The following is a 25,363-nucleotide window of genomic DNA, read 5'->3' as shown; positions in this document are numbered from 1 at the left end:
GTTCACGCTCCTCGACTCCTCGTGCCTGATGTCCGATGCGGGGACGGAACGACGGTGACCCCGTGGCTTCCGGTCTCCGGCGCCGGCCCCGGCCCGGCCTCAGGCCCCAGCCCCAGCGCCGCACGCGCGATCGCGTCCGAGTCCTCCAGCGTCACCGAGCCGACGCCGGGCCTGATGCCGACCGCCGTCACCCAGCGCACCCCCTCCACCGGCACCCCGAAGGCGAACCGGCGCGGGTGTGGCCGGCCCGCCGCGTCCACCAGCCGGGGCGGGCCGTCGGTGACCGCCAGCCCGCCGGGCTCGTGCCCCGGCGCGCCCGTCAGCCGGTACGGGCCGCAGGCGCCGGACGCGAGCAGCCCCCGGAGCAGCGGGTCGGCGCTCCGCCGCAGGTCCACGGCGGGCAGCCGGGCCTCGATCAGGGCGGTGACCCGCACCGGGGGTTCGTCCACCGACTCGGCGTCCACGAGGAAACCGCCCTCGCCGATGCCCGCCACCGCGTCGGCACCGGAGGTCCACGCCCGTACCCGCATCCCCGGGCCGAGCACCTGGACGACCTCCGCCTCGATCAGCGCGATCAGCTGTTCGATGCGGAAGGCCGGCGGGCCGATCGAGGTGAAGGCGTTCAACGGGGTGTACCAGCCGTCGAGTTCGGCGCGGTACGAGTCGCCGCAGACTCCGCCGTGGTCGACGACGAGCCGGATCTCGTTGCGCAGGTCCCGCAGGGCGTCCAGCGCCGCCTTCAACGGACCGCGCACATTGCCGCGACGGACCTCGGTGACATCCCGGCGCAGATACGCCAGCAGCCAGTCCCGGAAGTCGGCGCGGCCCGTGAACCTCCGCTCACCGTAGGGGCGTTCGATCCGCGTCCAGTCCCAGCGTTCGCCGGGCGGGACCGCGTGACGGTCGAGCAGGGCCCCCTCGCCCCGCCCGTCCGGGTCCGCGCGGCACGACCGTACGAACTCCTCGGCCGCCTCCGCTCCTCGGGCGGCGCGGATCCATGCCTCGTGGTGGACGGTCCGTACCTCGCGGTCGACGAGCGGCCAGAGGTCCCGGCGGAAGCCGAGCGGGTGCCCGTCGGCCACGCGGCGCCGCAGCCCCGCGATGACGTCCGGGGTCAGGAAGCGCGGCTCGTGGCGGCCGAGCGCGCCCTTCTCGTTCTCGCCCCGGGCGTGGTACGGCACCCCGCGCCGTGAACCGGCGTACAGCACGGGCTCGTTGCCGCTCGGGAGGTACACGAGACCGGACTCGCCCTCCTTGAAGGTGCCGCCGCGGCCCTCGGTGAGCAGGGCCAGGCAGTCGAAGAAGTTCAGGCCCAGTCCCCGCAGGGCGACCGGCGTGCCCGGCGCGACACGGCTCAGGTCGGTGTCGGCCGGGTTCGCGGGGGCCACGTGGACGAGGTGGTGGCGGTCGGCGAAGGCGCGCAGGGCGCGTTCCTCCGGCGACGGCGTCACAGCGCCGTGGCCGAGGGCGAGCACCACCGCGTCCAGCCCCGCCAGGCGCTCGCCGTTCGCCAGCGCCACCCGCTGCGGCGGGTTCGCGGTGTCCTCGTCGCGCCCGGTCCCGGCGTCGTCGGTGAGTGCGACGGCCGTCGTCCGGTGGGTGCGGACCGTCACGTGCGCGGGGGCCGTGCGTAACAGGTGCCGGAAGACCCACTCCAGGTAGTGGCCGTGGAACGCGCGGGTCGGATAGGTGTCGGGGCCGAGCCGCCGGGCCTCCTCCACCGCCCGCGCGGGCAGGGCCTGTGCGACGTCCCGGCCGAAGCCGTCCTCGACGTCCTGGTCGCGGATCGCGCACGCCCACTCGTAGAGGCTCGGTCCCGCCACCGAAGGGCCCGCGCAGTCCACGCTGTCGTCGGTGAACAGGGTCACCTGCGAGGCGACCGTGTTCATCAGCAGCTCGCCCGGCTGGTCCGTGCGCCAGACCGCGCCCGCGCCCGGCGGGTACGGATCGACGAGGTGGACCTCGACCGGCCGCCCGGCCCCTCGCGCGTTGGCGCAGATCCGCTCCAGCACGGAGAGGCCGCGCGGACCGGCGCCGATCACACAGACGGCGAGGGCGTCATCGGTTCGGGTCATTCCCGGCCCAGCCCGTCGCGCCAGCTCGCTCTGACCGGCTTCCAGCCCAGGGCCGTACGGGCGCGGTCGTTGGCGGCGCCGTGCGCGGACGTGAGCTGGTGGGCCATGAACCAGCCGAGCAGCCGGGGCGCGAGGGCCGCGGGGACCGTGCGCGGGGAGGGCGCGGCCAGCGTCCGGGCGAGGTGCGGCAGCCACTGCGCGGCGGGGGCGGGGTCGTCGTCCGTCACATGGAACACCCCGGTGGCGTCGGACTCGACGGCCGTCACGGCCGCCCCCACCGCGTCCTCGACGTGCAGGAACGACATGATCCCGGCCCCACCGCCGGCCAGCGGCAGCCGTCCGGCCAGCACGGACGCGGCGGTCGCGCCGGTCCGGGCGTACGCGGTGCGCGGGCCGTACAGCGTGCCGTAGCGCAGCACCACCCCCTGCGGGCCCCCGCCCGTCACCCGCCGTTCCAGCTCGGCGACGGCCCGTACGGTCGAGGCCCAGCCGGGGTCGGGGGCGTCCACGTACAGCGGCGCGTCCTCGTCGAGGACCGGATCGCCCGCCGGGGCGGCGGCGAAGGCGATGGACTGGGCGACCAGCCGGCGCGCGCCGGCCGCGCGGGCCGCCTCGACCAGATGGGCGGTGCCCTCGGTGCGCAGCCGCGCGGTGAGGGCGAAGGCTCCGGGCGGGTCGTCGCCCAGCAGCCGCAGGGCAGACAGCTGGTGGACGACCGCCTCGGGACGGGCCGCCGACACCGCCGACAGCACGGCGGCACGGTCGAGGGCGTCGGCGACCACCACCTCGTCGGCCTCGGGGGCCCGGCTCCGGGAGCCCTGCCGCACCAGCGCGCTCACGTGATGGCCCCGCGCCCGGAGCGCGCCCACCAGCGGATGCCCGACCACTCCGGTGGCCCCGGCGACGAGTACACGCACGCCTCAGCCCTCCGCACCCGGTGCGAGGGGGGTGGCGATCCGCATGAGCAGACGGCACGCCGGGTCGCCGTCCCGCAGACAGCTCTCGGCCCGGTTCTCCGTCAGGGTCGCGCCGAGGCCCTCGGACCAGCCCGCGTGGACGGCGGTGCACGGGCAGCGGTAGCCCTCCAGGGAACCGGCCATCCGGACCATGGTGATCGCGAAGTTCCGTTTCAGGGTGAGCACGACGAGGTCGTCGTCCTCGACCTCGGTGGAGGCGTTGCGCAGCTCCGGCGGGAACATCCGGTCGCCGCACTCGTCGTAGCGGCGGCGCAGCTCCTGAAGGTCCTTGCGGCTGTCGCCGGTGTCCGGGAGCGGTCCGCGCAGCCGGGCGACGCGCTGCCCGACGTGCAGGGCGACCTTCCCCATCGCCTCCGCGTTGATCTCGTTGGCGACCTCCTGGCCGTACCGCGCGGCGACCCCCTGGTACCAGTTGGCGTCGTGCTGCCACCAGAGCCGGTACGCCTCACCGGCGCGGGCGCGGTGGTTGACGCCGTCGGCGTCGCTGTGCGTGCTCATGCGTGCTGCTCCTCGGCGGCGGTCGCGGCGGCCAGGCGGGCCGCGAACCGGTCCCGCATCACTCGTTTGAGAACCTTGCCGGTGGCGCCCTTGGCCACGTCGTCGGGCTTCATCCGCAGCGCCCGGGTGACCGGCGGGAACCCGGCGGCCGTCAGCACGGCGTTGACGCGCCCGGTCCACACCTCGTCGCTCTCCCCGTCGTCGTCGGTCCCCTCGCCGTCCGCGAGCTGGAGCAGGGCGTACGCCTCGGCCTGACCGTCGCCGTCCCAGTCCGCGCGGACGCCTTCGGGGGCGACCCCGACCACCGTGCAGTCGGCGAGCCTCGGCAGCCCGGCCAGCAGCAGTTCCTCGGTGCGGGTGCTGAAGACGATGCCGGCGCGGGTGCGCACGGCGTCCGGGACCCGGTCCAGGTGGTAGAAGTTGCCCTCCTCGTCCTGGTGGGCGAGGTCGCCGGTGAGCCAGTAGCCGCCGAGCCGCATCCGGTTCCAGGTCAGCGAGTCGTTCCAGTAACCGGGCGTGAGCGTGGGCGACCTGAGGCCCAGCCGGCCGATCTGCCCGGGTGGCAGCGGGGTGCCGTCCTCCGCCAGCACCGCGGCCTCGGCGAAGCTGATCGGCTTGCCGACGCGGCGGGAGTAGGCCGAGGTGTCCTTGGTGTGCCGGTTGTGGAAGACGGAGTACCCGGCCTCCGACGAACCGAGGCCGTCCACGAAGACCGAGCCGTCGACCCGGACCCGGCTCAGGTCGCGCCGGATCTCGGTGTGGCTCCCGTGCTCCACGAGCGCCCGGATGTGCGCCTCGTGCGCCGCGTCCCCGGTGTTGAACCACACCTGCACGCTGGACAGGTCACGTGCCGCGAGGTCCTCCGCCGCCATCTCGCCGAAGGTCCCGGCGAAGGCCAGGACGGTCGTCGGCCGGAACTCCTCGACGGCGTCCAGCACGTCCGGGCCGCGCTGGCTGGAGAGCAGCTTGATGTCCGTGCGCAGCAGCAGGCAGTACAGCAGCGTCGCCACCATCGCGTTGTGCGCGCCGGGCAGTCCCACCAGCGTGCGCTCCATGTCGGCGCCGGTGGAGAAGCGCAGCCGGTGCACCTGGGCGTACATCAGCGTGCGGTGGGTGTGCGGCACCCCCTTGGGCATGCCGGTGGTGCCGGACGAGTGGGAGATGAGCACCGGGTCGGTCGGGTCGTGCCGGTACGGGTACGACGGCGGGAGCGACGCGCGGTGCTCCGGCCGAATGTCGGCGGCGGTCACCAGGAAACCGAGGCCGGTCCCGCCCGCCGCGCCCTCGGCGTCGCCGGTCAGCACCTCGCGGTGGGCCTCGTCGGTGAAGGCGCCCACCGCGCCCTGCCGGCGGACGTACTCCCGGGCGGTCTCCGGGGCCAGGTTGCCGTTGACGAACGAGGGGACGGCGCCGAGCGAGGTCAGCGCCAGGAAGTTCACCGCGAACTCGGCGGCGGAGAAGGAGTGGACGGCCACCGGGTCACGGGGCCGCACGCCCCGGGCCGCGTACCAGCCCGCGTACGTCTCCACCACCTCGTACAGCTGCCCGAGTGTCAGCACCTCGGGCCGGCTGCCGTCCGGCGCGCGCCAGGTGCCGTCGGTGCGCAGCACCGGCTCGTCGAGCGGGCGGGCGTAGGCGCGCAGCCGCCCGAGGATGTTGCCGGCGCCGAGTTCGGTGTCGGAGCAGATCCGCGCCCGCTCCTGCCTACTGATGAGCATGGGTCTCCGTCTCGTTTCTTTCCGGGAGGCGTTCGGCGTCCAGGAGGAACGCGGGGGTCCGGGGTTCGGTGACCAGGACGTGGGTGCCGCCGTCCCGCAGCAGCCGCCGGTGGGCGGCGGCCAGGTCGAACAGGGCCTGGACGCTGCCGGGGTGCGCGAGGGCCGCCGGCCGTTCGCCGTCGTGCGTGTCCGTCGCGCGGACGGTCACGGGTACGCCGGGGCCGGGGCGGCCGAGCAGGACGGCCGCCGCCAGGGCGGCGGCCTCCGGGAGGTCCGGGACCGGCCGGCCGCTGATCGCGGACAGCTCCCGGTGCACGGCGGCCGTACGCGCGCCGCCGCCCAGTTCGACGCCCGCCACCAGGACCCGGTCCAGCTCCGGGTCCTCCAGGAGGAGGTCGGCCATGGCCAGCAGTTCGGTCACCGGATCGTCGAGCGTGGAGAGGCTGAACATCTGCCCGGTGATCCGGAACTCCCTGCTGATGTGCCCCAGCACGGAGTTGGGCGTGGCCTGCATGAACAGCAGCGGGTTGTGGACCCGCCCGGAGACCACCCGCCGGCTGGCCAGATCGGCCGTGGTGGTGTCCCCCATGAGGCTCGCCAGCACGACGGCCGTACGGGCCCCGTCCCCGGCCCGCTCGGTCAGGCACCGCGCGGCGACCTCGTACGCCAACGGGCTGAACGCCGACTCCACGAACCCCGGCAGCCGGGGCAGCGGGATGTCGTCGGGCCGCCCGGTGCCGTGCGTCGCGGTGGCGGTGGTGAGGACGCCCAGCGGCGAGCGCAGGGGCCCCTTCCCGGCCGGCACGGTCTCCTGCGTGCCGGCGGGCGCGCTTGGCCGTGTGCTGGTCGGCGTGGCCGCCGGCGCGGCTCTCCCGCCGTGGTCCGTCGTCGTCACGGCCGCTCCAGGACGAGTGCGGTGTTGGCGCCGCCGAACGCGGCGTTGATGGTCAGGGCCCGGCGCAGGTCGGCCTGCCGGGCCCGGTTCGGCACGTAGTCGAGATCGCACTCGGGGTCCGGCCGCGTGAGGCCCGCGGTCGGCGGCAGTACGCCGTCCATGAGGGCCAGCACCGTGATCACGAACTCCACGACTCCGGCCGCCTCCAGGAGATGGCCGGTGGTGCTCTTGGTGGAGCTGACCGGGACCGACCCGGCCCGCTCCGCGAGGGCGGCGCGCAGCCCCCGGGTCTCGGCGCCGTCGTTGTACTTGGTGCCGGTGCCGTGCGCGTTGACGTAGCCGAGGGCCGAACCGTCGGGGTCCCCGGCCAGCCGCAGCGCCTGCCGGGCCGCGCGGGCCAGGCCCACGCCCTCCGGGTGCGGCTGGGCGATGTGGTGGGCGTCGGTGGCCGCCCCCCAGCCGACCACGCCCGCCAGCGGCCGGGCCCCGCGCCGCCGCGCGTGCTCGGTGGACTCCAGCACGACCGCCGCGACCCCGTCGCCGAGCAGCAGCCCGGTGCGGTCCGCGCTGAACGGCCGCACCATGCCGTCCCGGGACAGCGCCCGCCCCGAGTCGAACTTCCCGAACGTCTCCTCCTCCACGAGGTAGCCGCCGGCGCACACCGCCACGTCGGTCCGGCCGGACGAGATCAGCCGGCAGGCATGGATGATCGCGGCGGCGGAGGCCACACAGGCGTTGGTGAACGTGAGCCGGGGCCCCGTCAGGCCGAGGCCCCGGGCCAGTGACTCGGCGAGGTGTGCCGGGACGGCGTCGGCGAGGTGCGCCGCCTCCGCGTCGATGGGGTCGGCGAGCCCGGGTACGGTGTCGCCGCGTCCGTCGGCGCCACCGCTCGTCTCCACACCCGGCCCCGCCGCCGCGTCCCGCCAGTGACGCGTGATGCTCGTGCAGTCGCCCGCGATACCCAGCAGGACCGCCGCCTCGGTGCCCGGGGGCAGGCCCGCCATGTCGAGCGCCTCCCTTCCGCAGTCCGCGAGGGCGGGGCGCAGGGCCCGGTGCTCGGGGCCGTCGGGGCCGTCGGGGGCGGCGCCGGCCATCGGGGTGCGGTACGGGCCGGTGTCGAAGCGGGTGGTGGGCGCGAAGGAGGGGACGCCGGCGAAGACACCGCGGCGCAGGGCGTCCGCGCCCGCGCCGAAGGCCGTGCGCACACCGAACCCGGTCACCGTCACGTCACCGGTCAACGCGGTCACCTCCCTGCGCCGCGTCCGCCGCGGACGCGCTCAGGAACTCCGTGAGCCGCCGGAGCGAGGTCAGGTTCGCGATGTCCTCGTCACCGGGCTCCACCACCAGGCCGTACCGCTCCTCCACCACGTGCAGCAGCCACACCAACCCCAGTGAGTCCAGGACCAGTTCGGAGTCGTCGCCGAGGTCGTCCGGGACCCCGGGGAAGATCTTGCGGTCGGACAGCAGCTCCCGGACGGTGCCGAGGGTGATGACGGACGGCGCGGAGGTGCCAGGGACGGACGGCGCGGAGGTGCCCGGGACGGACGGCGCGGAGGTGCCCGGGACGGACGGCGCGGAGACCTCCGCGCTCATGCCTTCGCCCCGCGCCGGACGACCTCGGTGACGAGCCCGCCGAGGGTCAGGGAGGCCAGCGGCTCGATGTCGGTGTCCGGGATCTCCACGCCGAACCGCGACTCCAGCCGCAGCGTCAGCTCGATCAGGCTCAGGGAGTCCAGCTCCAGCCCGCCGACGGTCACCGGGCTCTCGTCCGTGATGCCGTCGCGGCTCAGCAGGATGTTCATCTCGTCGATGACCGTGGTCAGGACGAACTCGCGGATCTCGTTGTCCAGGGTGGACGTGCTCATGATCGCCATCTCCATGGGGGAATGTCGTGAGAAGGTCATGCGAAAAGTCGTGCGAGGACTGCCCGTAGTGGGGTCGCCCGTCGCGGGGGTCGGCCGTCCGGCCGCTACGCGCCGCTCGCCGCCTGGAGCGTGGCCGCCCGGCGGACCAGCTTCCCGTTCGAGGTGCGGGGCAGGGTGTCCAGCACCCGGATCACGCGGGGCAGCTTGTGGTCGGCCAGCCGCTCCCGGCACCAGCGCAGCAGTTCCTCCGCCGACGGGCTCCCGGCCCCGGCGGCGACCGCCACGTACGCCTCGGTCACGTCCTCGTGGACCAGGACCGCCTGTTCGACGGCCGGGTGCGCGCGCAGCACCTGCTCGACCTCGGTGAGGTCGACCTTGAGGCCGCCGACGACGACGAGGGAGTCGGCGCGGCCGCCCACGGTGACCGTCCCGTCGGCGTCCACCGTGGCCCGGTCGCGGGTGTGCAGCCAGCCGTCCTCGTACTGGGTGCCGCCGGAGTCGAAGAGGTACGGCGACGTGTCGAGCGCGACGTCCAGTTCACCCTTGTGCTCCCGGACCAGCACACCGGGCGCGGGCCGCCCGACCGTGGGCCGGAGCGTGCCGCCGACGTCGATGGCGACGATGCCGGTCTCGGTGGTGCCGTAGGCCTCGCCGACCGTGACGCCGTACCGTTCGGCGAACCGCGCGGCGACCTCGGGGGGCATCAGCTCTCCACCGGAGACGGCGGCTCGCAGCTCGGGCAGCTCGGGCGGATCGAGGGCGGCGGCGAGCAGTTCGTAGTGCATCGGCACCCCGAACAGATGGGTGATCCGGTGCTCGGCCGAGGTCAGCAGGATCTCGCGGGCGGAGACCCGGGGCGCGAAGACGACCCGGACGCCGGCCGCCAGCGCGTGCAGCAGTCCGCCGATCAGGCCGAAGCTGTGCGCCGTGGAGCTGAGCAGCAGCAGCCGGTCGCCCTCGCCCGGCATGCCGGGGACCGCCGCGAACGACTCGATCTCGGCGGCGATCGACCCGGGAGTCCTGCCGATCACCTTCGGCCGCCCGGTGGAGCCCGAGCTGAACTGGACCAGCCGGTGCCCGCCCGCGGCCGGCCGGCCGCCCCTGCGGCACTCGGTGGCGACCTCGTACTCGGGCCGGAAGCCGAAGGCCGACCGGACGTTGGCCCCGGCCCGGACCATGAACTGCGGCCGACAGCCGGCGCAGAGCGCGTCCACCTCGGCGGGCTTGAGCCGGAAGTCGAACAGCATCACCTGCGCGCCCAGCCGCCACAGCGCGAGCAGCACCTCGACCTGGGTGAAACTGGGCGGCGTCCGCAGCCCCACCGTGCTGCCGGGCCCGATGTCGTAGCCGGCGAACACGGCGGCCTGCTTGGCCACCCGCTCCCGTAACCCGCCCCGGCCGACGGTCTCCCGCTGGTGCGTCAGATACGGCAGGCCGTCGTCCCGCGCGTCGAACAGCCTCTGGACGAGGACGCCCATCCCGTCCTCACCGGCCGCGGCCGCCACGAGTTCGCCCATGGGGCCTCAGACCTCCTTGCAGAACTCGCCGATGGGCAGACCGACATGGCGCTTGTCCGCCGCCAGATAGCCGAGCAGTTCGTCCCCGGTCCGCAGTTCGGTGACGTTGAGGACCTTGCCGCCCGGTCCGAGGACCCGTACGTGCCAGTCGTCCTGCACGGTCAGGCTCACCAGGCGCCCGTCCTCCGCGTGCGTGCGGATCTCCAGCAGCGGCCGGGACTCCAGCTTGGCCCGCCCGACCACCACGCGCCGGGTGCGGCCGTCGGCACCGACCGCCAGCAGAGTGCTGCCGGAGCCGACCTCGCTGAGGTAGTTGGTGCGGTTGTCGGGGCCCAGTGTGTACGAGTGCAGGGCGCCGGCGTTGACCCGGAACGGCCGGGTCGGCATGTACGGCAGCGGGTGCGTCTCGCTGCAGCAGAGCACGAAACCGGAGGAGTACGAACCGACGAGGATGCCCTCGTCCTCCTCGAAGTGCGAGCAGGTGTCCACGCAGACCCGGTCGCCGAGCCCGACGTGCCGGATGCTCTCCACCGTCAGCGTGGACAGCTCAAGCTGCGGGGTCGTCGCCTCCAGCAGCCGGGCCAGCGCGAACACGTCGTCCGCGCTCCGGGGGGTGAACAGGATGCCGTCGGAACCGCGTTCGAGCACGTCGAAGACGATGGCGGCCTCCTCCAGGTCCCCGACGACGGTCACCAGCTTGCCCTCGGCCGACTCGGCCGCCGCTAGCACGATCTCCAACGGGATCTTCGTCGGGTCGGCGAAATGGATCACCGTGTACGGCAGCGCCATCGCGCCCACGCACGACAGCTGGAGCGTGCGGTCGTCCCGTACGTCGACGAAGCCGGCGACGGGTGCGGCGGTGACCGGCGCTCCCGAGGCGGGCCCACCCGAGGCGGGTACTCGGACGGCGGCCCGGTTCTCCGCGGCGAGCGCGTCCAGCTCGTCCTGCGTGGAGAACCTCCGCAGCAGGACGTCGATCCCGGCGTCCGTGAGGGTCCCGCCCGCGCCGGAGGACTTGGCGTCACCCGCGCCCTTGGCCTCCTTGCCCCCCTTGTCGGCCAACTTGTCGGCCGGCTTCCTCGCGAGCGCCGCCGCGGGCTCCGCGGACACCAGCACCCGGGTCACGGTCGGCGGCAGCGTTCCCAGCAACTCGGCGTCGGCCGAGACCACTCCGGCCATCCGGGCGTGGACGGCCGCGTCCACCACCGCCTGGAGCTGCGGACGGGGGACTTCACGGAGATCGATCCACGCGAACCTCATGCGACACCTGCCACGATCGTCGAGTAACGGGGGGAGGGGGAGCGGTCATGCTCATGTCTTCGGTGATGCCGTCGCCGCCGGCCCCGTGCACCACGGCCGCGAGCCGGGAGACCAGGGAGGCGGGGGAGGGGGAGGAGAAGATCCGGCGGCCGACGGCGAGCCCCCGGCAGCCGGCCGCCATCACGGCGGTGCCGTACTCGATGAGGTCGGAGCCGTCCGGTGGACCGCCGGCCGCGAGGACGGGGATGGGGCTGTGGGCCACCACTTCGGCCATCCGCTCCACCGGCAGGGCGACGGTCGTCTTCACCATGTCGGCGCCCAGATCGGCGGCGACGTTCACGATGTGCGCGAGGAGGGCGGGGTCGTGCGGGTTCTCGATCCGGGGGCCGCGCGGGTAGACCATCGCGATCAGCGGCATGCCCCAGGTGTCGCACGAACGGGCCACCGCGCCCAGGTCGGCGAGCTGACGCCCCTCGGTGTCCGAGCCGATGTTCACATGGACGCTGACCGCGTCCGCGCCGAGCGCCACCGCCTCCTCGACATCGCCGACCAGCACCTTGGCGTCCACGTCGGCGGAACAGGCCGTACTCGCGCTCAGGTGCACCACCAGCGCGCAGTTCCCGAGGAGGTCCGGGGAGAGTGCGCGGGCCCGCCCCTTGTGGACGACGATCCCGTCGGCCCCGCCGGCCACCAGTGCCCGAAGGAGGTCCTCCCACTGTCCGGGAGGGGCGACCGGGCCGTCCGAAACACTGTGGTCGAGAGGGATGAGCAAATGCCGGTCATCACCGGCCCGAGAAAGTCTTCTCCAACGTAATGGCTTGCCAGTTTTCAGCATGGGTAATGCGCCTTCCCGGCTCTGAGGCCGCATTTCAGAAAGTTGAACCGCGGCAACCCGATGCGGTCTCCATGTCCGAAAAACGATGGTCGTAGAACTTTCAAGTTCTGCCAGGACGTCAGCATTCCGTGCGTGATCGGGAGTTGGCAAGGCGTGACCTGCGGGCAATTTTTATGCAGGTCGCCACATGATTATTTGATAACGACTTGACAGCGCCTACCGGGTTGACGCCGCCCGAAGGTGGTGTTCGTGGCACATTCTGCCGACCTGTCCGCAGGCATAGCGGGATCACACGGATCACATAGGGATCACGCGGGATCACATGCCCTATTCACCATTGTCGCGAGTAAACGCCACCTACGGGCCTGTCGAAACAATTCGACGGGGATCCGGACTGCCATTTCCGAGACTTCCTTGTGGGGATCGAATTACGCGGCCTAGGGTGACAGTCACACTCCGGTTCGTGTTTCATGCGTGGCCGTCCCCCTCTGCACCCGAGACATTCGTCCGGGCGTACCGGAAGTGAGCCCCCATGCCCGAATCCCCGCCCGGGACCGTCTCCGAGGCCGTGGACCCCGGATCGGTCGCGTTACCGTCGTCGGCCTCCCCGACGCCTGCCGCCTCGCCGCCGGCCGGGCCGAGCAAGGCGCCCAAGGTCGCCGCCGCGAGCCTCATCGGCACCACCATCGAGTACTACGATTTCGCCGTCTACGGCACGGCCTCCGCGCTCGTCCTCGGACCCGCGTTCTTCCCCTCCGGCAACGCGACCGTCTCCACCCTCGCCGCGTTCCTCACCTTCGCCGCGGCCTTCCTGTCCCGCCCCCTCGGCGTCGTCCTCTTCGGCACGATCGGCGACCGGCTGGGCCGCCGCCGCGCCCTGGTCGCCTCCCTGCTGCTCATGGGCCTCGCGACGGTCGGCGTCGGCCTCCTGCCGACCTACGAGACCGCCGGACTCCTCGCTCCCGTCCTCCTGGTGACCCTCCGTCTGCTGCAGGGCGTCAGCATGGGCGGCGAGTGGGGTGGCGCGGTCCTGCTGGCCGCCGAACACGCCCCGCCCGGCCGCCGCGCGCTGTACGCCGCCATACCCAACGTCGGCCCCTCGCTCGGCTTCCTGCTCTCCACCGCCGTCATCCTCCCCACTCTGAACATCGTGGGCCGCGAGGGCTTCACGGAGTGGGCCTGGCGCGTGCCGTTCCTGCTCAGCGCGGTGCTCGTCCTGGTCGGGCTGTGGGTACGGACGACGGTGTCGGAGTCGCCGGTGTTCACGGGCTCGCCCCCGGCGGCGTCCCCGGCGTCCCCGGCCTCTCCCGGATCAGCGGGCTCCCCGGCGTCGCGCTTTCCGCTCGGGACGCTCGTCGCGCGCCACCCGCGCCGGCTGCTGCTCGGCACGGGCGCGGCGATCGGCGGCTCGGCCGTGTACTACCTGACGATCGTCTACAGCCTGTCCTACGGTCCGAAATCGCTCGGCATCCCGCAGAACACGATGCTCACCGCCGCCAGCGTGGGGGCGGCGGCCGGGATCGCGATCACGCTGCCGGTCGCGCGGCTCGCCGACCGGATCGGGCGCCGGCCGCTGATGCTGGCGGGCGCGGCCGGCTGCGTGGTGTGGTCCGTTCCCATGTACGCGTCCCTCAGCACGGGCGACGCGTTCGTCATCACCGGCGCGTACACGGTCGGGCTCATGCTGCTCGCCCTGATGTTCTCCCCGGCGGCGGCGTTCCTCGCGGAGCTGTTCCCGGCGAGGGTGCGGTACACGGGGGCGTCGGCGGCGTTCATCCTGGCCAACACGCTGGGCGGCGGCTTCGCTCCGCTCGTCGCGACCTGGCTGAACAGTCAGTGGTCGTCGCCGCTGGTGCTCGGGTGCTACACCGGTGGGTTGTGCCTGGTGAGTCTGCTGTGCGTGTGGGCGCTGCCGGAGACCCGTGAGGACGACTTCGCGTCCTGACGGCTTGAGTGGGGTGCGTTGTCGGGTGCGGGTCCGGTGGGGCTTCTCGCGCAGTTCCCCGCGCCCCGGAAAGCCCAGGTGCCTGCGGGCCTGAACGACACGCTCCTGAAAAGCGCGGGGCGCAGCCCGTGCTTTTCAGGAGCGGGGGAACTGCGCGACCGGCCCCCACCGGACCCGCACCCGAACGGAGCTACGGCGAGGCAGGCGGATACAAGGACCGCGGCAGCTGGGACGCCGCGGCCGAATCCAGTAGCCACAAGGTCCGCGACCGCCCGTACGCACCCGCGGCCGGCGCCTGGATCTCCCCCGCACCGGACAACGCGATGGCCGCGGCCGCCGCCTTGTCCTCCCCGGCGGCGAGCAGCCACACCTCACGCGCGGCCCGGATCGCGGGCAGCGTCAGCGTGACCCGCGTCGGCGGCGGCTTCGGCGCGCCATGCACGCCCACCACCGTCCGCTCGGTCTCCCGCACGGCCGGCAACTCGGGGAAGAGCGAGGCCACATGGGTGTCCGGCCCGACCCCGAGCATCAGCACGTCGAACGTCGGCACGGTCCCGTGGTTCTCGGGCCCCGCCGCCCGCGCCAGCTCCTGCGCGTACGCCGAGGCCGCCGCACCCACATCGGCACCCCACGGCCCGTCCGACGCGGGCATGGCGTGCACCCGCCTCGGATCCAGCGGCACCGAGTCAAGCAGCGCCTCCCGGGCCTGGGTGACATTCCGCTCGGCGTCACCCTCGGGCAGGAACCGTTCGTCGCCCCACCACAGATCCAGCCGGCCCCAGTCGATCGCGTCCCGGGCGGGCGCCGTGGCCAGCGCGGCGAGCAGCCCGTTGCCGTTGCGGCCGCCCGTGAGGACCACCGAGGCGTAGCCGCGCGAAGCCTGCGCGTCCACGACCTTGGTGATCAGCCGGGCCGCCGCGGCCTGAGCCATCAGCTCCTTGTCGCGGTGCACGACCAGCTGCGGGGTGCTCACGGCGCGGCCGCCTTCTTCACGGGCGGCATCTGCGCCGGCGTGGGCCGCTCGGAGTCCTCGCCACCGGCCGGCCCCGGAGATCCCGCCGAGGAGGACGGAGTCGACGGCGCCCCCGCCGGCAACGCCGGCACGGAGCCGGAAGCCGAAGCCGAAGCGCCGGCCGCAGCGCCGGCCGAAGCCGAACCGTCGGCCGATGCGGACGAGGTGACCGAAGCCGAAGCCGTCGGCCCACCGCCGGCCGTGCTCCCCAGCGCCCCGCCCAGCCGGTCCACCCCGAACCGCAGCGCCGACGCGTACGTGTCGTCGGGGTCGAGCCTGCGCAGCTCCTCCGCCAGCAGCTCGGACGTCTCGCGGCGTTTCAGCGCGACCGCCCGGTCCGGCTGGCCCTCCAGCGTGAGGAGGGCGAGCCCCCCGGCGGGGCGGTACAGCCGGATGGGACCGGTGCTGGTGAGCATCCGTACCTCGTTGAGGCCGGGCCCGGCCGACACCCCCCGCCGTACGTGGACGTGGAGGCGGTCCGCCAGCCACATCGCCAGCAGCTCCACACTCGGGTTGTACTGCTCGCCCTGCACCTCCGCGGAGATGACCTCGCAGTCCACCTGGTCGAGCGCGGCGGCCAGCATGGAGCGCCAGGGGGTGATCCGGGTCCAGGCCAGATCCGTGTCGCCGGGCTCGTAGTTGTCGGCGCGGCTCCGCAGCTCATCGATGGGCTTCTCGGCGGCGTAGCTGTCGGTCACCCGGCGCTGGCCGAGCGCGCCCAGCGGGTCGCGGGCCGGGTCGAGCGGCGCGTTGACCGGCCACCAGACGACCACCGGCGCGTCCGGCAGCAGCAGCGGGAGCACGACCGACTGGGCGTGGTCCGCGACCTCGCCGTACAGCCGCAGGACGACCGTGTCACCGGTGCCGGCGTCCGCGCCCACCCGTACCTCGGCGTCGAGGCGGGACTTGGTGCGGTCCCGGGGGGAGCGGGAGACACGCTTGATGACCACGATCGTGCGCGAGGGGTGCTCGCGGGAGGCGTCGTTGGCGGACTTGAGCGCGTCGTACGCGTTCTCCTCGTCCGTCACGATGACCAGCGTGAGCACCATGCCGACCGCCGGGGTCCCTATCTCCCGGCGGGCCTTCACCAGCGCCTTGTTGATCTTGCTGGCCGTGGTGTCCGTGAGGTCCGTCTTCATGGCCGGCGCCAGCTCCGTCCGTCTCGTTGCAGCATCTGGTCCGCCTCGACGGGACCCCAGGTGCCCGCCTGGTACTGCGCGGGCCTGCCGCTCTTGTCCCAGTACTCCTCGATCGGGTCGAGGATCTTCCAGGACAGCTCGACCTCCTCGGTGCGCGGGAAGAGGTTCGAGTCGCCGAGCAGGACGTCGAGAATGAGACGCTCGTACGCCTCGGGCGAGGACTCGGTGAAGGACTCGCCGTAGGCGAAGTCCATCGACACGTCCCGGATCTCCATCGACGTGCCGGGCACCTTGGAGCCGAAGCGGACCGTCACGCCCTCGTCGGGCTGGACGCGGATGACGATCGCGTTCTGGCCCAGTTCCTCGGTGGCGGTGGAGTCGAAGGGGGAGTGCGGGGCACGCTGGAAGACCACCGCGATCTCGGTGACCCGGCGGCCCAGGCGCTTGCCCGTCCGCAGGTAGAACGGGACGCCCGCCCAACGGCGGTTGTCCACCTGCACCTTGATCGCCGCGTAGGTGTCGGTCTTCGACTTGCGGTCGATGCCGTCCTCTTCGAGGTAGCCGATGACCTTCTCGCCGCCCTGCCAGCCGGCCGCGTACTGCGCGAACACGGTGTCCCGGCCCAGGTCCTTCGGCAGCTTCACCGCGCCGAGCACCTTGGTCTTCTCGGCCGCGAGCGCGTCCGCGTCGAAGGAGGCGGGCTCCTCCATCGCGGTCAGCGCCATCAGCTGCAGCAGGTGGTTCTGGATGACATCACGGGCGGCGCCGATACCGTCGTAGTAACCCGCCCGGCCGCCGATGCCGATGTCCTCGGCCATCGTGATCTGCACGTGGTCGACGAAGGACCGGTTCCAGATCGGCTCGAACATCGTGTTGGCGAAGCGGAGCGCCAGGATGTTCTGGACGGTCTCCTTGCCCAGGTAGTGGTCGATGCGGAAGACCTGGTCCGGGGCGAAGACCTCGTGGACGACCTTGTTGAGATCCTCGGCCGACTCCAGGTTGTGCCCGAACGGCTTCTCGATGACCGCGCGCCGCCATGAGCCGCTGCTCTGGTCGGCCAGGCCGTGCTTCTTCAGCTGCTGGATCACCACCGGGAACGCGGAGGGCGGCACGGACAGGTAGAAGGCGAAGTTGCCGCCCGTGCCCTGCGCCTTGTCCAGCTCCTCGATGGTGTCGCGCAGCCGCTCGAAGGACTCGTCGTCGTCGAAGGTGCCCTGGACGAACCGCATGCCCTGGATGAGCTGCTGCCAGACCTCCTCGCGGAAGGGCGTGCGCGCGTGCTCCTTGACCGCGTCGTGCACCTCCTGCGCGAAGTCCTCGTTGGCCCACTCCCGGCGTGCGAAGCCGACGAGCGAGAAGCCCGGCGGCAGCAGTCCGCGGTTGGCGAGGTCGTACACGGCAGGCATCAGCTTTTTACGTGACAAATCGCCTGTGACGCCGAAGATGACCAGGCCCGACGGCCCCGCGATACGCGGGAGCCGTCGGTCCGCGGCGTCACGCAGCGGATTGCTGCTCGACAAGGTGTTCAGCCCTCCGAGGGTGCGAGGCGCCGAAGCTCCGCCTCGGTCGACTTGAGCAGGTCGTTCCAGGACGCCTCGAACTTCTCGACGCCCTCCTCCTCCAGCAGTTGGACGACCTCGTCGTACGAGATCCCGAGCTTCTCGACCGCGTCCAGCTCGGCACGCGACTGCTCGTACGTCCCGGCGATCGCGTTGCCGCGGATCTCACCGCTCTCGGCGGTGGCCTCCAGCGTGGCCTCCGGCATGGTGTTCACCGTGTTCGGCGCGACCAGCTCGTCGACGTACAGCGTCGACTTGTACGCCGGGTCCTTGACGCCGGTCGAGGCCCACAGCGGACGCTGCTTGTTGGCGCCCGCGCTCTCCAGTGCGCTCCAGCGGTCGGTGGAGAAGACCTCCTCGTACGCCTGGTACGCCAGACGCGCGTTGGCGACACCGGCCTTGCCGCGGGCGGCCTTGGCCTCGTCGGTGCCGAGGGCGTCGATGCGCTTGTCGATCTCGGTGTCCACGCGGGACACGAAGAAGGACGCCACCGAGTGGATCTTCGACAGGTCCAGGCCGCGCTCCTTGGCCTTCTCCAGGCCGGCCAGGTAGGCGTCCATGACCTGGCGGTAGCGCTCCAGCGAGAAGATCAGCGTGACGTTGACGCTGATCCCGAGGCCGATGACCTCGGTGATGGCCGGCAGGCCGCCCATCGTGGCCGGGATCTTGATCAGCGTGTTGGGCCGGTCCACCAGCCAGGCCAGCTGCTTGGCCTCGGCCACCGTGGCCTTGGTGTCGTGCGCCAGGCGCGGGTCGACCTCGATGGAGACCCGGCCGTCCTGTCCGCCGGTCGCGTCGAAGACCGGGCGCAGGATGTCGGCGGCGTCGCGGACGTCCGCCGTCGTGATCATGCGGATGGCCTCTTCGACGGTGACCTTGCGGGCGGCGAGGTCGGAGACCTGCTGCTCGTAGCCGTCACCGCTGCTGATCGCCTTCTGGAAGATCGACGGGTTGGTGGTGACGCCCACGACGTGCTGCTGGTCGAGCAGCTCGGCGAGGTTGCCGGACGTGATGCGCTTGCGCGACAGGTCGTCCAGCCAGATCGCGACGCCCTCCTTGGAGAGGCGCTTGAGTGCGTCTGTCATGGAAATTCCATCTCCTACGTGTCGTGTGTAGAGCGTCAGCGCTGAGCGGCTGCGAGCGATTCCCGCGCGACCGCGGCCACGTTCTCCGCGGTGAAGCCGAACTCCTGGAAGAGGACCTTGCCGTCGGCCGAAGCGCCGAAGTGCTCCAGCGAAACGATGCGGCCGGCGTCGCCGACGTACTTGTGCCAGGTCAGTCCGATACCGGCCTCGACCGCGACACGCGCCTTGACGGACGGCGGCAGAACGCTCTCCCGGTACCCCTGGTCCTGCTCCTCGAACCACTCCACGCACGGCATGGACACCACCCGCGTGGGCACACCGTCGGCCTCCAGCCGCTCGCGGGCCTCGACGGCCACATGCACCTCGGAGCCCGTGGCGATGAGGACGACCTCCGGCGCGCCGTTCGACGCGTCGAAGAGCACGTAACCGCCCTTGGCGGCATCCTCGTCGGCCTCGTACGTCGGCACGCCCTGACGGGTCAGCGCCAGACCGTGCGGGGCGCCCTTGCCGAACTCCTTGGTCCAGCGCCTGAGGATCTCGCGCCAGGCGATGGCCGTCTCGTTGGCGTCGGCCGGACGGACCACGTTCAGACCCGGGATCGCCCGCAGCGAGGCCAGATGCTCGACCGGCTGGTGCGTGGGGCCGTCCTCGCCCAGACCGATGGAGTCGTGCGTCCACACGTACGTCACCGGCAGATGCATCAACGCCGACAGGCGCACGGCGTTGCGCATGTAGTCGGAGAAGACCAGGAACGTGCCGCCGTAGATACGGGTGTTGCCGTGCAGCGCGATGCCGTTCATCTCCGCGGCCATGGAGTGCTCACGGATACCGAAGTGGACCGTGCGCCCGTACGGATCGGCTTCGGGCAGCGGGTTGTCCGCGGGGAGGAACGACGACGTCTTGTCGATCGTGGTGTTGTTGGACCCGGCGAGGTCGGCGGAGCCGCCCCACAGCTCCGGGATCACCGCGCCGAGCGCCTGGAGGACCTTGCCGGACGCGGCGCGCGTGGCGACACCCTTGCCCGTCTCGAACTCCGGCAGGTGCGACTCCCAGCCCTCGGGCAGCTCGCCCGCGCTGATCCGGTCGAACTCGGAGGCCCGCCCGGCGTTGCCGTCCCGCCACTCCTGCAGCTGCTTGTCCCACACCGCACGCGCCTCACGGCCGCGCTCGCCCAGGGCACGCGTGTGCGCGATGACCTCGTCCGCGACATCGAAGCTCTTCTCCGGGTCGAAGCCCAGCACCTGCTTGGTGGCGGCGACCTCGTCCGCGCCGAGCGCCGAGCCGTGCGCGGCCTCGGTGTTCTGCGCGTGCGGGGCCGGCCAGGCGATGATCGAACGCATCGCGATGAAGGAGGGCCTGTCGGTGACCGCCTTCGCCGCCTCGATCGCCGCGAACAGCGCGACCGGGTCGAGGTCGCCGTTCTCCTTGGGCTCCACCCGCTGCACGTGCCAGCCGTAGGCCTCGTACCGCTTGGTGACGTCCTCGGAGACGGCCGTCTCGGTGTCACCCTCGATGGAGATGTGGTTGTCGTCCCACAGCAGCACCAGGTTGCCGAGCTTCTGGTGCCCGGCCAGCGAGGACGCCTCGGCGGAGATGCCCTCCTGCAGGCAGCCGTCACCGGCGATGGCGAAGACGTGGTGGTCGAACGGCGACTCCCCGACCGCGGCTTCCGGGTCGAACAGGCCGCGCTCGTAACGGGCGGCCATCGCCATGCCCACCGCGTTGGCCACCCCCTGGCCCAGCGGCCCCGTCGTCGTCTCCACACCCCTGGTGTGCCCGTACTCGGGATGGCCCGGGGTCTTGGAACCGAAGGTGCGGAAGGACTCCAGATCAGCCAGCTCCAGGCCGAAACCCCCCAGGTACAGCTGGATGTACAGGGTCAGCGAGGAGTGGCCCGCGGACAGGACGAACCGGTCACGGCCCACCCAGTCGGGGTCGGCGGGGTCATGGCGCATCACCTTCTGGAAGAGGGTGTACGCGGCGGGCGCGAGGCTCATCGCCGTCCCCGGATGGCCGTTGCCGACCTTCTGGACGGCGTCGGCGGCCAGGATCCGGGCGGTGTCGACGGCCCGCTGGTCCAATTCGGTCCACGCGAGGGCTGTAGTGGTCGGCTTGGTGCTCACCCTGGGTCAGGGCTCCTCTCCACATGTGTCGTGCCGGTGTTCACAACGGCACCGGCCGTTGTCGAGCCTACCCCCGTAGGAACGCGCATCTTTTCGAGCCATTCCAGACTGCCGGGACTGTGTCCCGTCCGCCTCCCGACCAGCGGTTCGCATGCTGAGACCAGGGGGTTCCGCTGTTCGACATCTGAATACGGACCCGCTCATCCGACTGCTCAACGCAAGTGTGTCCGGCTCGCCGCGGGGCACCCCCAAACACGACCCCACCCCCTTGAAAGGCTGGCTCTGGGCAACGTCTACAGTGGCGTGGTACGCGCGAGCCGTCACGGGGAGTTCACATCCGGAGGCTTGCTGAGGAGTCTCTGTCAGGGGTGTGCGTGACGGCCGTCGAATCCCGTCCACCGGGCGTGCTGGGCGCGAGCAGCACGAGCAGCAGCCGGGGTCAGCGGCCGATCGGGGCCCGCGTCATGGCCTTCGTGGCGCTCACGAAGCCGCGGATCATCGAACTGCTGCTGATCACCACGGTTCCGGTGATGTTCCTGGCGGAACAGGGCGTCCCGGACCTCTGGCTGGTGCTCGCCACCTGCGTCGGCGGTTACCTCTCGGCGGGCGGCGCCAACGCGCTCAACATGTACATCGACCGGGACATCGACGCACTCATGGAGCGCACGTCGCAGCGCCCCCTGGTCACCGGCATGGTCACCCCGCGTGAGGGCCTGGTCTTCGGCCTCACCCTCGCGGCCGTCTCCACCGCCTGGTTCGGACTCCTCGTCAACTGGCTGTCCGCCTGGCTGTCACTCGGGGCGCTCCTCTTCTACGTCGTCGTCTACACGATGATCCTCAAACGGCGTACGTCCCAGAACATCGTCTGGGGCGGCATCGCCGGCTGCATGCCCGTCCTCATCGGCTGGTCCGCCGTCACGAACTCGATGTCGTGGGCCGCGGTCATCCTCTTCCTCGTCATCTTCTTCTGGACCCCGCCGCACTACTGGCCCCTGTCCATGAAGGTGAAGGACGACTACGCCCGGGTCGGCGTCCCGATGCTCCCGGTGGTCGCCTCCAACAAGGTCGTCGCGCGCCAGATCGTCCTCTACAGCTGGGTGATGGTCGCCGTCTCCCTGATGCTGACCCCCCTCGGCTACACCGGCTGGTTCTACACCGCGGTCGCCGCGGTCACCGGCGGCTGGTGGCTCTGGGAGGCGCACGCCCTCCAGAACCGCGCGAAGGGCGGCGCGACCGGCGGCAAGCTCAAGGAGATGCGCCTGTTCCACTGGTCGATCACCTACGTGTCGCTGCTCTTCGTGGCGGTCGCGGTGGACCCCTTCCTGCGCTGAGGCCCGCCCGGTAAGGGGCGCGGGGCTGTATCGATGTGCGGCTCCGCCGCGTGGGCGCGAGCAACCACGACGGGCCTCACGCACCCACTCACCGCAACGCGCAACGGCGAGTGGCGAAGCCCACTCGGGCCACCGTCGCCGCCCGCAGTACCCATCGGTAGCATCCTGACCATGTCAGACACGAAGCAGGCAGACGAGGCCAAGGAAGCCAAGGCCGCCGCGAAGGCCGAGCGCCGCGCGACCCGGCTGGCCAAGCAGATCGGCACCTTCGCCAAGGCCCACGGAGGAGCCGAGGCCCAGGTCGCCTACATCGGCCAGATCGGCGCCCGGATCGTCCTGGTCGGCGAGGACGGCGGCTGGGGCGACCTCGTGGCCCCCACCCACGCCATCGCTGAGGCCGCCGTGCGGAAGTCCGGCGTCACCGTCCACGAGGACTTCGACGGCGAGTTCGCGGCCAAGGTCACCACCGGCCCCTACGAGTGGTCGCGCATGGCCGGAATCCAGGTCGGCGGTCCGAAGAACAGCAACACCTGAGCCCGGCTCACCCGTTAGGCCCCGTGAACGACGGAGTCGGCCTCGGGGAGCCCGGATGATCGAAACGCCGTCCCTCGTGGACCAGTACTGCCACGGCGTACTGCGCACGGAGCTGGGCCTCGGCACCTTCGAGGCCCACCTCGCGCGCAGCGAGGGCCCGCCCGCGCCCGGCACCACCTTCTTCGACACCCAGACGGGTTTCGCCGTACGCCGCTGGTGCCCGCCCCTGCTCGGCCTGGAACCGCACTGCCCGCCGGCCCGCTATCTGGCCCGGCGCCGCGAACTGGGCGTCCTGGAGGCCGGCCGCAGGCTCCTGCGGGGCAGCGGCATCACGACCTACCTCGTCGACACGGGGCTGCCCGGCGACCTCACCGGGCCGGGCGAGATGGCCTCCACGGGAGAGGCGGACGCCCACGAGATCGTCCGCCTCGAACTCCTCGCCGAACAGGTCGCCGACACCTCCGGCACCGTCGAGTCGTTCCTGGCCAACCTCGCCGAGTCGGTGCACGCGGCCGCCGCGAACGCCGTCGCCTTCACCTCGGTGGCGGGCGTACGGCACGGCCTGGCGTTCGCGCCCGAGCCGCCCGGCCCGGGGGAGGTGCGCGGTGCGGTGGGGCGCTGGCTGGCGCACCGGCCGGTCGGCGGGGCGCTCACCGACCCCGTCCTCCTGCGCCAACTGCTGTGGATCGCCGTAGCCTCGGGCCGTCCCCTGCAGCTCCACGCGGGCCTCGGCGAACCCGGCCTGCGCATCGACGCCACCGATCCCGTCCTGCTGACCGACTTCGCCCGCGCCACGGCGGGCCTCGGCACCGACCTGGTCCTGCTCCACGGCTACCCGTACCACCGTCACGCGGCCCACCTCGCCGGGGTCTTCCCGCACGTCCACGTCGACCTGGGCGCCGAACTCGTGCGCACCGGCGCCCGGGCCGCCGCCGTGCTCGCCGAAGTCCTCGAACTCGCCCCCTTCGGCAAGCTCCTCTTCTCCAGCGGCGCCCACGGCCTGCCCGAGCTGCACGTGGTCGGGGCCCGGCTGTTCCGTGAGGCGCTGGCCCGGGTGCTGGGGACCTGGGTGGCGGAGGGGGCCTGGTCACCGGTGGACGCGCAGCGCGTGGCGGGACTGATCGCGGCGGGGAACGCCCGGCGGGTGTACGGGCTGGATTGAGCGGGCGAGACTGGCCCGCATGACAGACAGCGACGCGACCGCCGGCTTACCCGCCACCGCGACCGGGACCGCGGCCCTGGTCGGACGCTTCCTCGACGAACTGCGGGACCTCGCCCCGCTCGCCGTCTGGGCCCACGGTTCCCTCGGCGGCGGCGACTACCAGGAGGGCCGCAGCGACCTGGACCTGATCGCCGTCCTGGAGGGCCCGGTCACCGCCCGGACCGTCTGGCGGGCGGGACGTCTGCACGCCCGCCTGCGCCACGCGCCGCAGGCGGCGAATCTGCACTGCACGTATCTGACGCCCCCCACGGCGGCCGACGCCGGGCGCCCGCACCTCACCTGGGCGCACGAGCGGCTGTTCCGGCGTACGGTCACCCCGGTCACCCGGCGCGAGCTGCACACCTTCGGCCTCGTCCTGCACGGCGAACCGCCCGGGGCGGTGCTGCCGCCGGTCTCCGACACCGAGCTGGACGCCTTCGTCGTCCGCGACCAGCGGGAGTTCTGGCGCCCGGCACTCGACAGGGCCCACCTGTGGGACCAGGACATCTGGGTCGACCTGGGGTTGCTCACCTTCGCCCGCGCCACCGCCACCCTGCGCGAGGGCCGGCTGATCTCCAAGCGCGAGGCCCTGGACCTGCTGCCCACCCTGGACGCGCCGGCCGAGGTGGTCGAGGACATCAGGCGGCGCCGGTACGGGCAGCGGACCGAGGAGGTGCGGCACCGGGGCGAGCTGACCCGCCTGTTCCTGGCCCCCGCGATCGAGAACCTCGTACGGACGTACGGCTGACGCGGCGGGCGCGGGCCCGTCCCTGACTCAGCCGTGCGCGGCGACCGGCGTCTCCGTGGCGGCCGGTCCCGGCGCGTCCGCCCCGTCCGCCGGCCGTTCCCGCAGGGACAGCAGCACCCGCAGGGTCGCGATCCACACCAGGCAGGAACCCAGCATGTGGGCGCCGACCAGGATCTCGGGGAGGTCGGTGAAGTACTGGACGTAGCCGACGGCGCCCTGGGCGAGGAGGACCAGGAACAGGTCGCGGGTGCGGTTCAGCGGTTCGCGCGGGGCGTCCACCGCCTTCAGGACGAACCACAGGGCGAAGGCGAGCGTCACCACGATCCAGGCCAGCACGGCGTGCAGCTTGGTGACGTTCTCCCAGTTCAGCGGGATGCGATGGACCTTGCTGGAGTCACCCGCGTGCGGACCGGCGCCCGTGACGACCGTGCCCACCGCGATCAGCAGCAGCGTGACACCCACCAGGATCGCCACCAGCTGCCGCACCGCCTGGCCGACCACCGGACGCGGGGCGGTGTCGCCCTCGCCGGTGCGGTGCCACATCACGGCGGCCACGGCGATGAGCGCGGTGGAGAGCAGGAAGTGCGCGGCCACCGTGTACGGGTTGAGGCCGACCAGGACGACGATGCCGCCGAGCACCGCGTTGCCCATGACGACCCAGAACTGCGCCCAGCCCAGCCGGGTCAGGCTGCGCCGGTACGGCTTCTGCGAGCGCGCGGCGACGATCGCCCAGCCGACCGCCGCGCACAGCACGTACGTCAGCATGCGGTTGCCGAACTCGATGTAGCCGTGGACGCCCATCTCACGGGTCGCGGTGAGCGAGTCGTCGGTGCACTTGGGCCAGGTCGGGCAGCCGAGGCCCGACCCGGTGAGCCGCACGGCACCGCCGGTCACCACGATGACCACCGCCATGACGAGGGCGGCGAGGGCCGCCCGGCGGACCGTTCTGGGGTCCGGGGTCCAGCGGTCGGCGATGAAGGCGAGCGGGTTGCGCGCAGCGGAGACGAGGTCGTCGCGGGTCGGTTTCGGCACGCCCACCATGGTAG

At 72.4% G+C, this 25,363-nt stretch carries 22 protein-coding genes; 5 read left to right on the top strand and 17 right to left on the bottom strand.

The genetic code is table 11. From position 1 onward, the window contains the following. Positions 1-2: 2 nt before the first annotated feature. From H4687_RS11590 to H4687_RS11540, 11 genes are all read right to left on the bottom strand, one after another. Complete coding sequence (locus H4687_RS11590; protein WP_046917600.1) at positions 3-2,075, bottom strand: FAD/NAD(P)-binding protein; 2,073 nt, start codon at positions 2,073-2,075, stop codon at positions 3-5. Further along, positions 2,072-2,992 (bottom strand): NAD-dependent epimerase/dehydratase family protein, encoded by a 921-nt coding sequence (locus tag H4687_RS11585; RefSeq protein ID WP_046917599.1) that lies wholly within the window; start codon positions 2,990-2,992, stop codon positions 2,072-2,074. Before H4687_RS11585 ends, H4687_RS11590 begins: the two co-directional genes overlap by 4 nt. Positions 2,993-2,995: 3 nt before the next feature. Beyond that, positions 2,996-3,550 (bottom strand): hypothetical protein, encoded by a 555-nt coding sequence (locus H4687_RS11580; protein ID WP_046917598.1) that lies wholly within the window; start codon positions 3,548-3,550, stop codon positions 2,996-2,998. Continuing rightward, complete coding sequence (locus tag H4687_RS11575) at positions 3,547-5,268, bottom strand: class I adenylate-forming enzyme family protein (protein ID WP_046917597.1); 1,722 nt, start codon at positions 5,266-5,268, stop codon at positions 3,547-3,549. Before H4687_RS11575 ends, H4687_RS11580 begins: the two co-directional genes overlap by 4 nt. Continuing rightward, the gene (locus tag H4687_RS11570; RefSeq protein WP_233443552.1) at positions 5,255-6,163 is read right to left on the bottom strand and encodes a hypothetical protein; all 909 of its coding nucleotides are present in this window, start codon (positions 6,161-6,163) and stop codon (positions 5,255-5,257) included. Before H4687_RS11570 ends, H4687_RS11575 begins: the two co-directional genes overlap by 14 nt. Then, positions 6,160-7,401 carry a beta-ketoacyl-[acyl-carrier-protein] synthase family protein gene (locus tag H4687_RS11565; protein WP_046917602.1) on the bottom strand — a complete coding sequence of 414 codons (1,242 nt, stop codon included), beginning with the start codon at positions 7,399-7,401 and terminating at the stop codon, positions 6,160-6,162. Before H4687_RS11565 ends, H4687_RS11570 begins: the two co-directional genes overlap by 4 nt. Further along, positions 7,391-7,756: an acyl carrier protein gene (locus tag H4687_RS11560; RefSeq protein WP_046917596.1), complete on the bottom strand. Its 366-nt coding sequence runs from the start codon at positions 7,754-7,756 to the stop codon at positions 7,391-7,393. The genes H4687_RS11565 and H4687_RS11560 overlap by 11 nt, the downstream gene beginning before the upstream one ends. After that, on the bottom strand, positions 7,753-8,037 hold the full coding sequence (locus tag H4687_RS11555) for an acyl carrier protein (protein ID WP_225967402.1): 285 nt from the start codon (positions 8,035-8,037) through the stop codon (positions 7,753-7,755). Before H4687_RS11555 ends, H4687_RS11560 begins: the two co-directional genes overlap by 4 nt. A gap of 95 nt (positions 8,038-8,132) precedes the next feature. Next, entirely contained in the window at positions 8,133-9,545 is a 1,413-nt protein-coding gene (locus H4687_RS11550) for a class I adenylate-forming enzyme family protein (RefSeq protein WP_046917595.1), read from the bottom strand. Between the two features lie 6 nt (positions 9,546-9,551). After that, positions 9,552-10,805 (bottom strand): 3-dehydroquinate synthase II family protein, encoded by a 1,254-nt coding sequence (locus tag H4687_RS11545; RefSeq protein WP_046917594.1) that lies wholly within the window; start codon positions 10,803-10,805, stop codon positions 9,552-9,554. Then, complete coding sequence (locus H4687_RS11540; RefSeq protein ID WP_318787707.1) at positions 10,777-11,577, bottom strand: 2-amino-3,7-dideoxy-D-threo-hept-6-ulosonate synthase; 801 nt, start codon at positions 11,575-11,577, stop codon at positions 10,777-10,779. Before H4687_RS11540 ends, H4687_RS11545 begins: the two co-directional genes overlap by 29 nt. A gap of 595 nt (positions 11,578-12,172) precedes the next feature. Between H4687_RS11540 and H4687_RS11535 the strand changes: the two genes are divergently transcribed. Continuing rightward, positions 12,173-13,585, top strand: a complete 1,413-nt coding sequence (locus tag H4687_RS11535) for an MFS transporter (protein ID WP_046917593.1) — start codon at positions 12,173-12,175, stop codon at positions 13,583-13,585. Between the two features lie 190 nt (positions 13,586-13,775). Here H4687_RS11535 and pgl read toward each other — a convergent pair whose 3' ends face one another. The 5 genes from pgl to tkt are packed head-to-tail and all read right to left on the bottom strand — an operon-like array spanning position 13,776 to position 20,503. Further along, the gene (gene pgl, locus H4687_RS11530) at positions 13,776-14,558 is read right to left on the bottom strand and encodes a 6-phosphogluconolactonase (RefSeq protein ID WP_046917592.1); all 783 of its coding nucleotides are present in this window, start codon (positions 14,556-14,558) and stop codon (positions 13,776-13,778) included. Further along, positions 14,555-15,736 (bottom strand): glucose-6-phosphate dehydrogenase assembly protein OpcA, encoded by a 1,182-nt coding sequence (gene opcA / locus H4687_RS11525; protein WP_046917591.1) that lies wholly within the window; start codon positions 15,734-15,736, stop codon positions 14,555-14,557. Before opcA ends, pgl begins: the two co-directional genes overlap by 4 nt. Further along, entirely contained in the window at positions 15,733-17,256 is a 1,524-nt protein-coding gene (gene zwf, locus H4687_RS11520) for a glucose-6-phosphate dehydrogenase (RefSeq protein ID WP_046917590.1), read from the bottom strand. Before zwf ends, opcA begins: the two co-directional genes overlap by 4 nt. A gap of 5 nt (positions 17,257-17,261) precedes the next feature. Then, a complete protein-coding gene (tal, locus tag H4687_RS11515; protein ID WP_046917589.1) occupies positions 17,262-18,380 on the bottom strand; it encodes a transaldolase in 1,119 nt (372 codons plus the stop codon). 35 nt (positions 18,381-18,415) lie between these two features. Continuing rightward, complete coding sequence (gene tkt, locus H4687_RS11510) at positions 18,416-20,503, bottom strand: transketolase (RefSeq protein WP_192781665.1); 2,088 nt, start codon at positions 20,501-20,503, stop codon at positions 18,416-18,418. 374 nt (positions 20,504-20,877) lie between these two features. Here tkt and H4687_RS11505 point away from each other — a divergent pair, with 374 nt between their 5' ends. The 4 genes from H4687_RS11505 to H4687_RS11490 all read left to right on the top strand — a co-directional run bounded on the left by H4687_RS11505 (position 20,878) and on the right by H4687_RS11490 (position 24,317). Continuing rightward, complete coding sequence (locus H4687_RS11505; protein ID WP_046916172.1) at positions 20,878-21,834, top strand: heme o synthase; 957 nt, start codon at positions 20,878-20,880, stop codon at positions 21,832-21,834. Positions 21,835-22,005: 171 nt separating this feature from the next. Beyond that, positions 22,006-22,368 carry a hypothetical protein gene (locus H4687_RS11500; RefSeq protein ID WP_046916165.1) on the top strand — a complete coding sequence of 121 codons (363 nt, stop codon included), beginning with the start codon at positions 22,006-22,008 and terminating at the stop codon, positions 22,366-22,368. A gap of 55 nt (positions 22,369-22,423) precedes the next feature. After that, complete coding sequence (locus H4687_RS11495; protein ID WP_046916166.1) at positions 22,424-23,530, top strand: amidohydrolase family protein; 1,107 nt, start codon at positions 22,424-22,426, stop codon at positions 23,528-23,530. A 19-nt stretch (positions 23,531-23,549) separates the two neighbouring features. Beyond that, positions 23,550-24,317 carry a DUF4111 domain-containing protein gene (locus tag H4687_RS11490; RefSeq protein WP_046916167.1) on the top strand — a complete coding sequence of 256 codons (768 nt, stop codon included), beginning with the start codon at positions 23,550-23,552 and terminating at the stop codon, positions 24,315-24,317. 27 nt (positions 24,318-24,344) lie between these two features. Here H4687_RS11490 and H4687_RS11485 read toward each other — a convergent pair whose 3' ends face one another. Further along, positions 24,345-25,358, bottom strand: coding sequence for a COX15/CtaA family protein (locus tag H4687_RS11485; protein WP_046916168.1), 1,014 nt, complete (start codon positions 25,356-25,358; stop codon positions 24,345-24,347). Positions 25,359-25,363: the final 5 nt, after the last annotated feature.

This window comes from Streptomyces stelliscabiei (genome assembly GCF_014873495.1).
In the GTDB taxonomy this organism is placed as follows: domain Bacteria; phylum Actinomycetota; class Actinomycetes; order Streptomycetales; family Streptomycetaceae; genus Streptomyces; species Streptomyces bottropensis.
This window is presented reverse-complemented; position numbering and strand designations above follow the sequence as displayed.

What these genes read in the sequence shown, in the direction of transcription:
- H4687_RS11590 (WP_046917600.1), bottom strand. Translation starts at nt 2,075, where the DNA reads ATGACCCGAACCGATGACGCCCTCGCCGTCTGTGTGATCGGCGCCGGT.
- H4687_RS11580 (WP_046917598.1), bottom strand. Translation starts at nt 3,550, where the DNA reads ATGAGCACGCACAGCGACGCCGACGGCGTCAACCACCGCGCCCGCGCC.
- H4687_RS11575 (WP_046917597.1), bottom strand. Translation starts at nt 5,268, where the DNA reads ATGCTCATCAGTAGGCAGGAGCGGGCGCGGATCTGCTCCGACACCGAA.
- H4687_RS11560 (WP_046917596.1), bottom strand. Translation starts at nt 7,756, where the DNA reads ATGAGCGCGGAGGTCTCCGCGCCGTCCGTCCCGGGCACCTCCGCGCCG.
- H4687_RS11555 (WP_225967402.1), bottom strand. Translation starts at nt 8,037, where the DNA reads ATGGCGATCATGAGCACGTCCACCCTGGACAACGAGATCCGCGAGTTC.
- H4687_RS11550 (WP_046917595.1), bottom strand. Translation starts at nt 9,545, where the DNA reads ATGGGCGAACTCGTGGCGGCCGCGGCCGGTGAGGACGGGATGGGCGTC.
- H4687_RS11545 (WP_046917594.1), bottom strand. Translation starts at nt 10,805, where the DNA reads ATGAGGTTCGCGTGGATCGATCTCCGTGAAGTCCCCCGTCCGCAGCTC.
- H4687_RS11535 (WP_046917593.1), top strand. Translation starts at nt 12,173, where the DNA reads ATGCCCGAATCCCCGCCCGGGACCGTCTCCGAGGCCGTGGACCCCGGA.
- opcA (WP_046917591.1), bottom strand. Translation starts at nt 15,736, where the DNA reads ATGAAGACGGACCTCACGGACACCACGGCCAGCAAGATCAACAAGGCG.
- tal (WP_046917589.1), bottom strand. Translation starts at nt 18,380, where the DNA reads ATGACAGACGCACTCAAGCGCCTCTCCAAGGAGGGCGTCGCGATCTGG.
- H4687_RS11500 (WP_046916165.1), top strand. Translation starts at nt 22,006, where the DNA reads ATGTCAGACACGAAGCAGGCAGACGAGGCCAAGGAAGCCAAGGCCGCC.
- H4687_RS11495 (WP_046916166.1), top strand. Translation starts at nt 22,424, where the DNA reads ATGATCGAAACGCCGTCCCTCGTGGACCAGTACTGCCACGGCGTACTG.
- H4687_RS11490 (WP_046916167.1), top strand. Translation starts at nt 23,550, where the DNA reads ATGACAGACAGCGACGCGACCGCCGGCTTACCCGCCACCGCGACCGGG.
- H4687_RS11485 (WP_046916168.1), bottom strand. Translation starts at nt 25,358, where the DNA reads ATGGTGGGCGTGCCGAAACCGACCCGCGACGACCTCGTCTCCGCTGCG.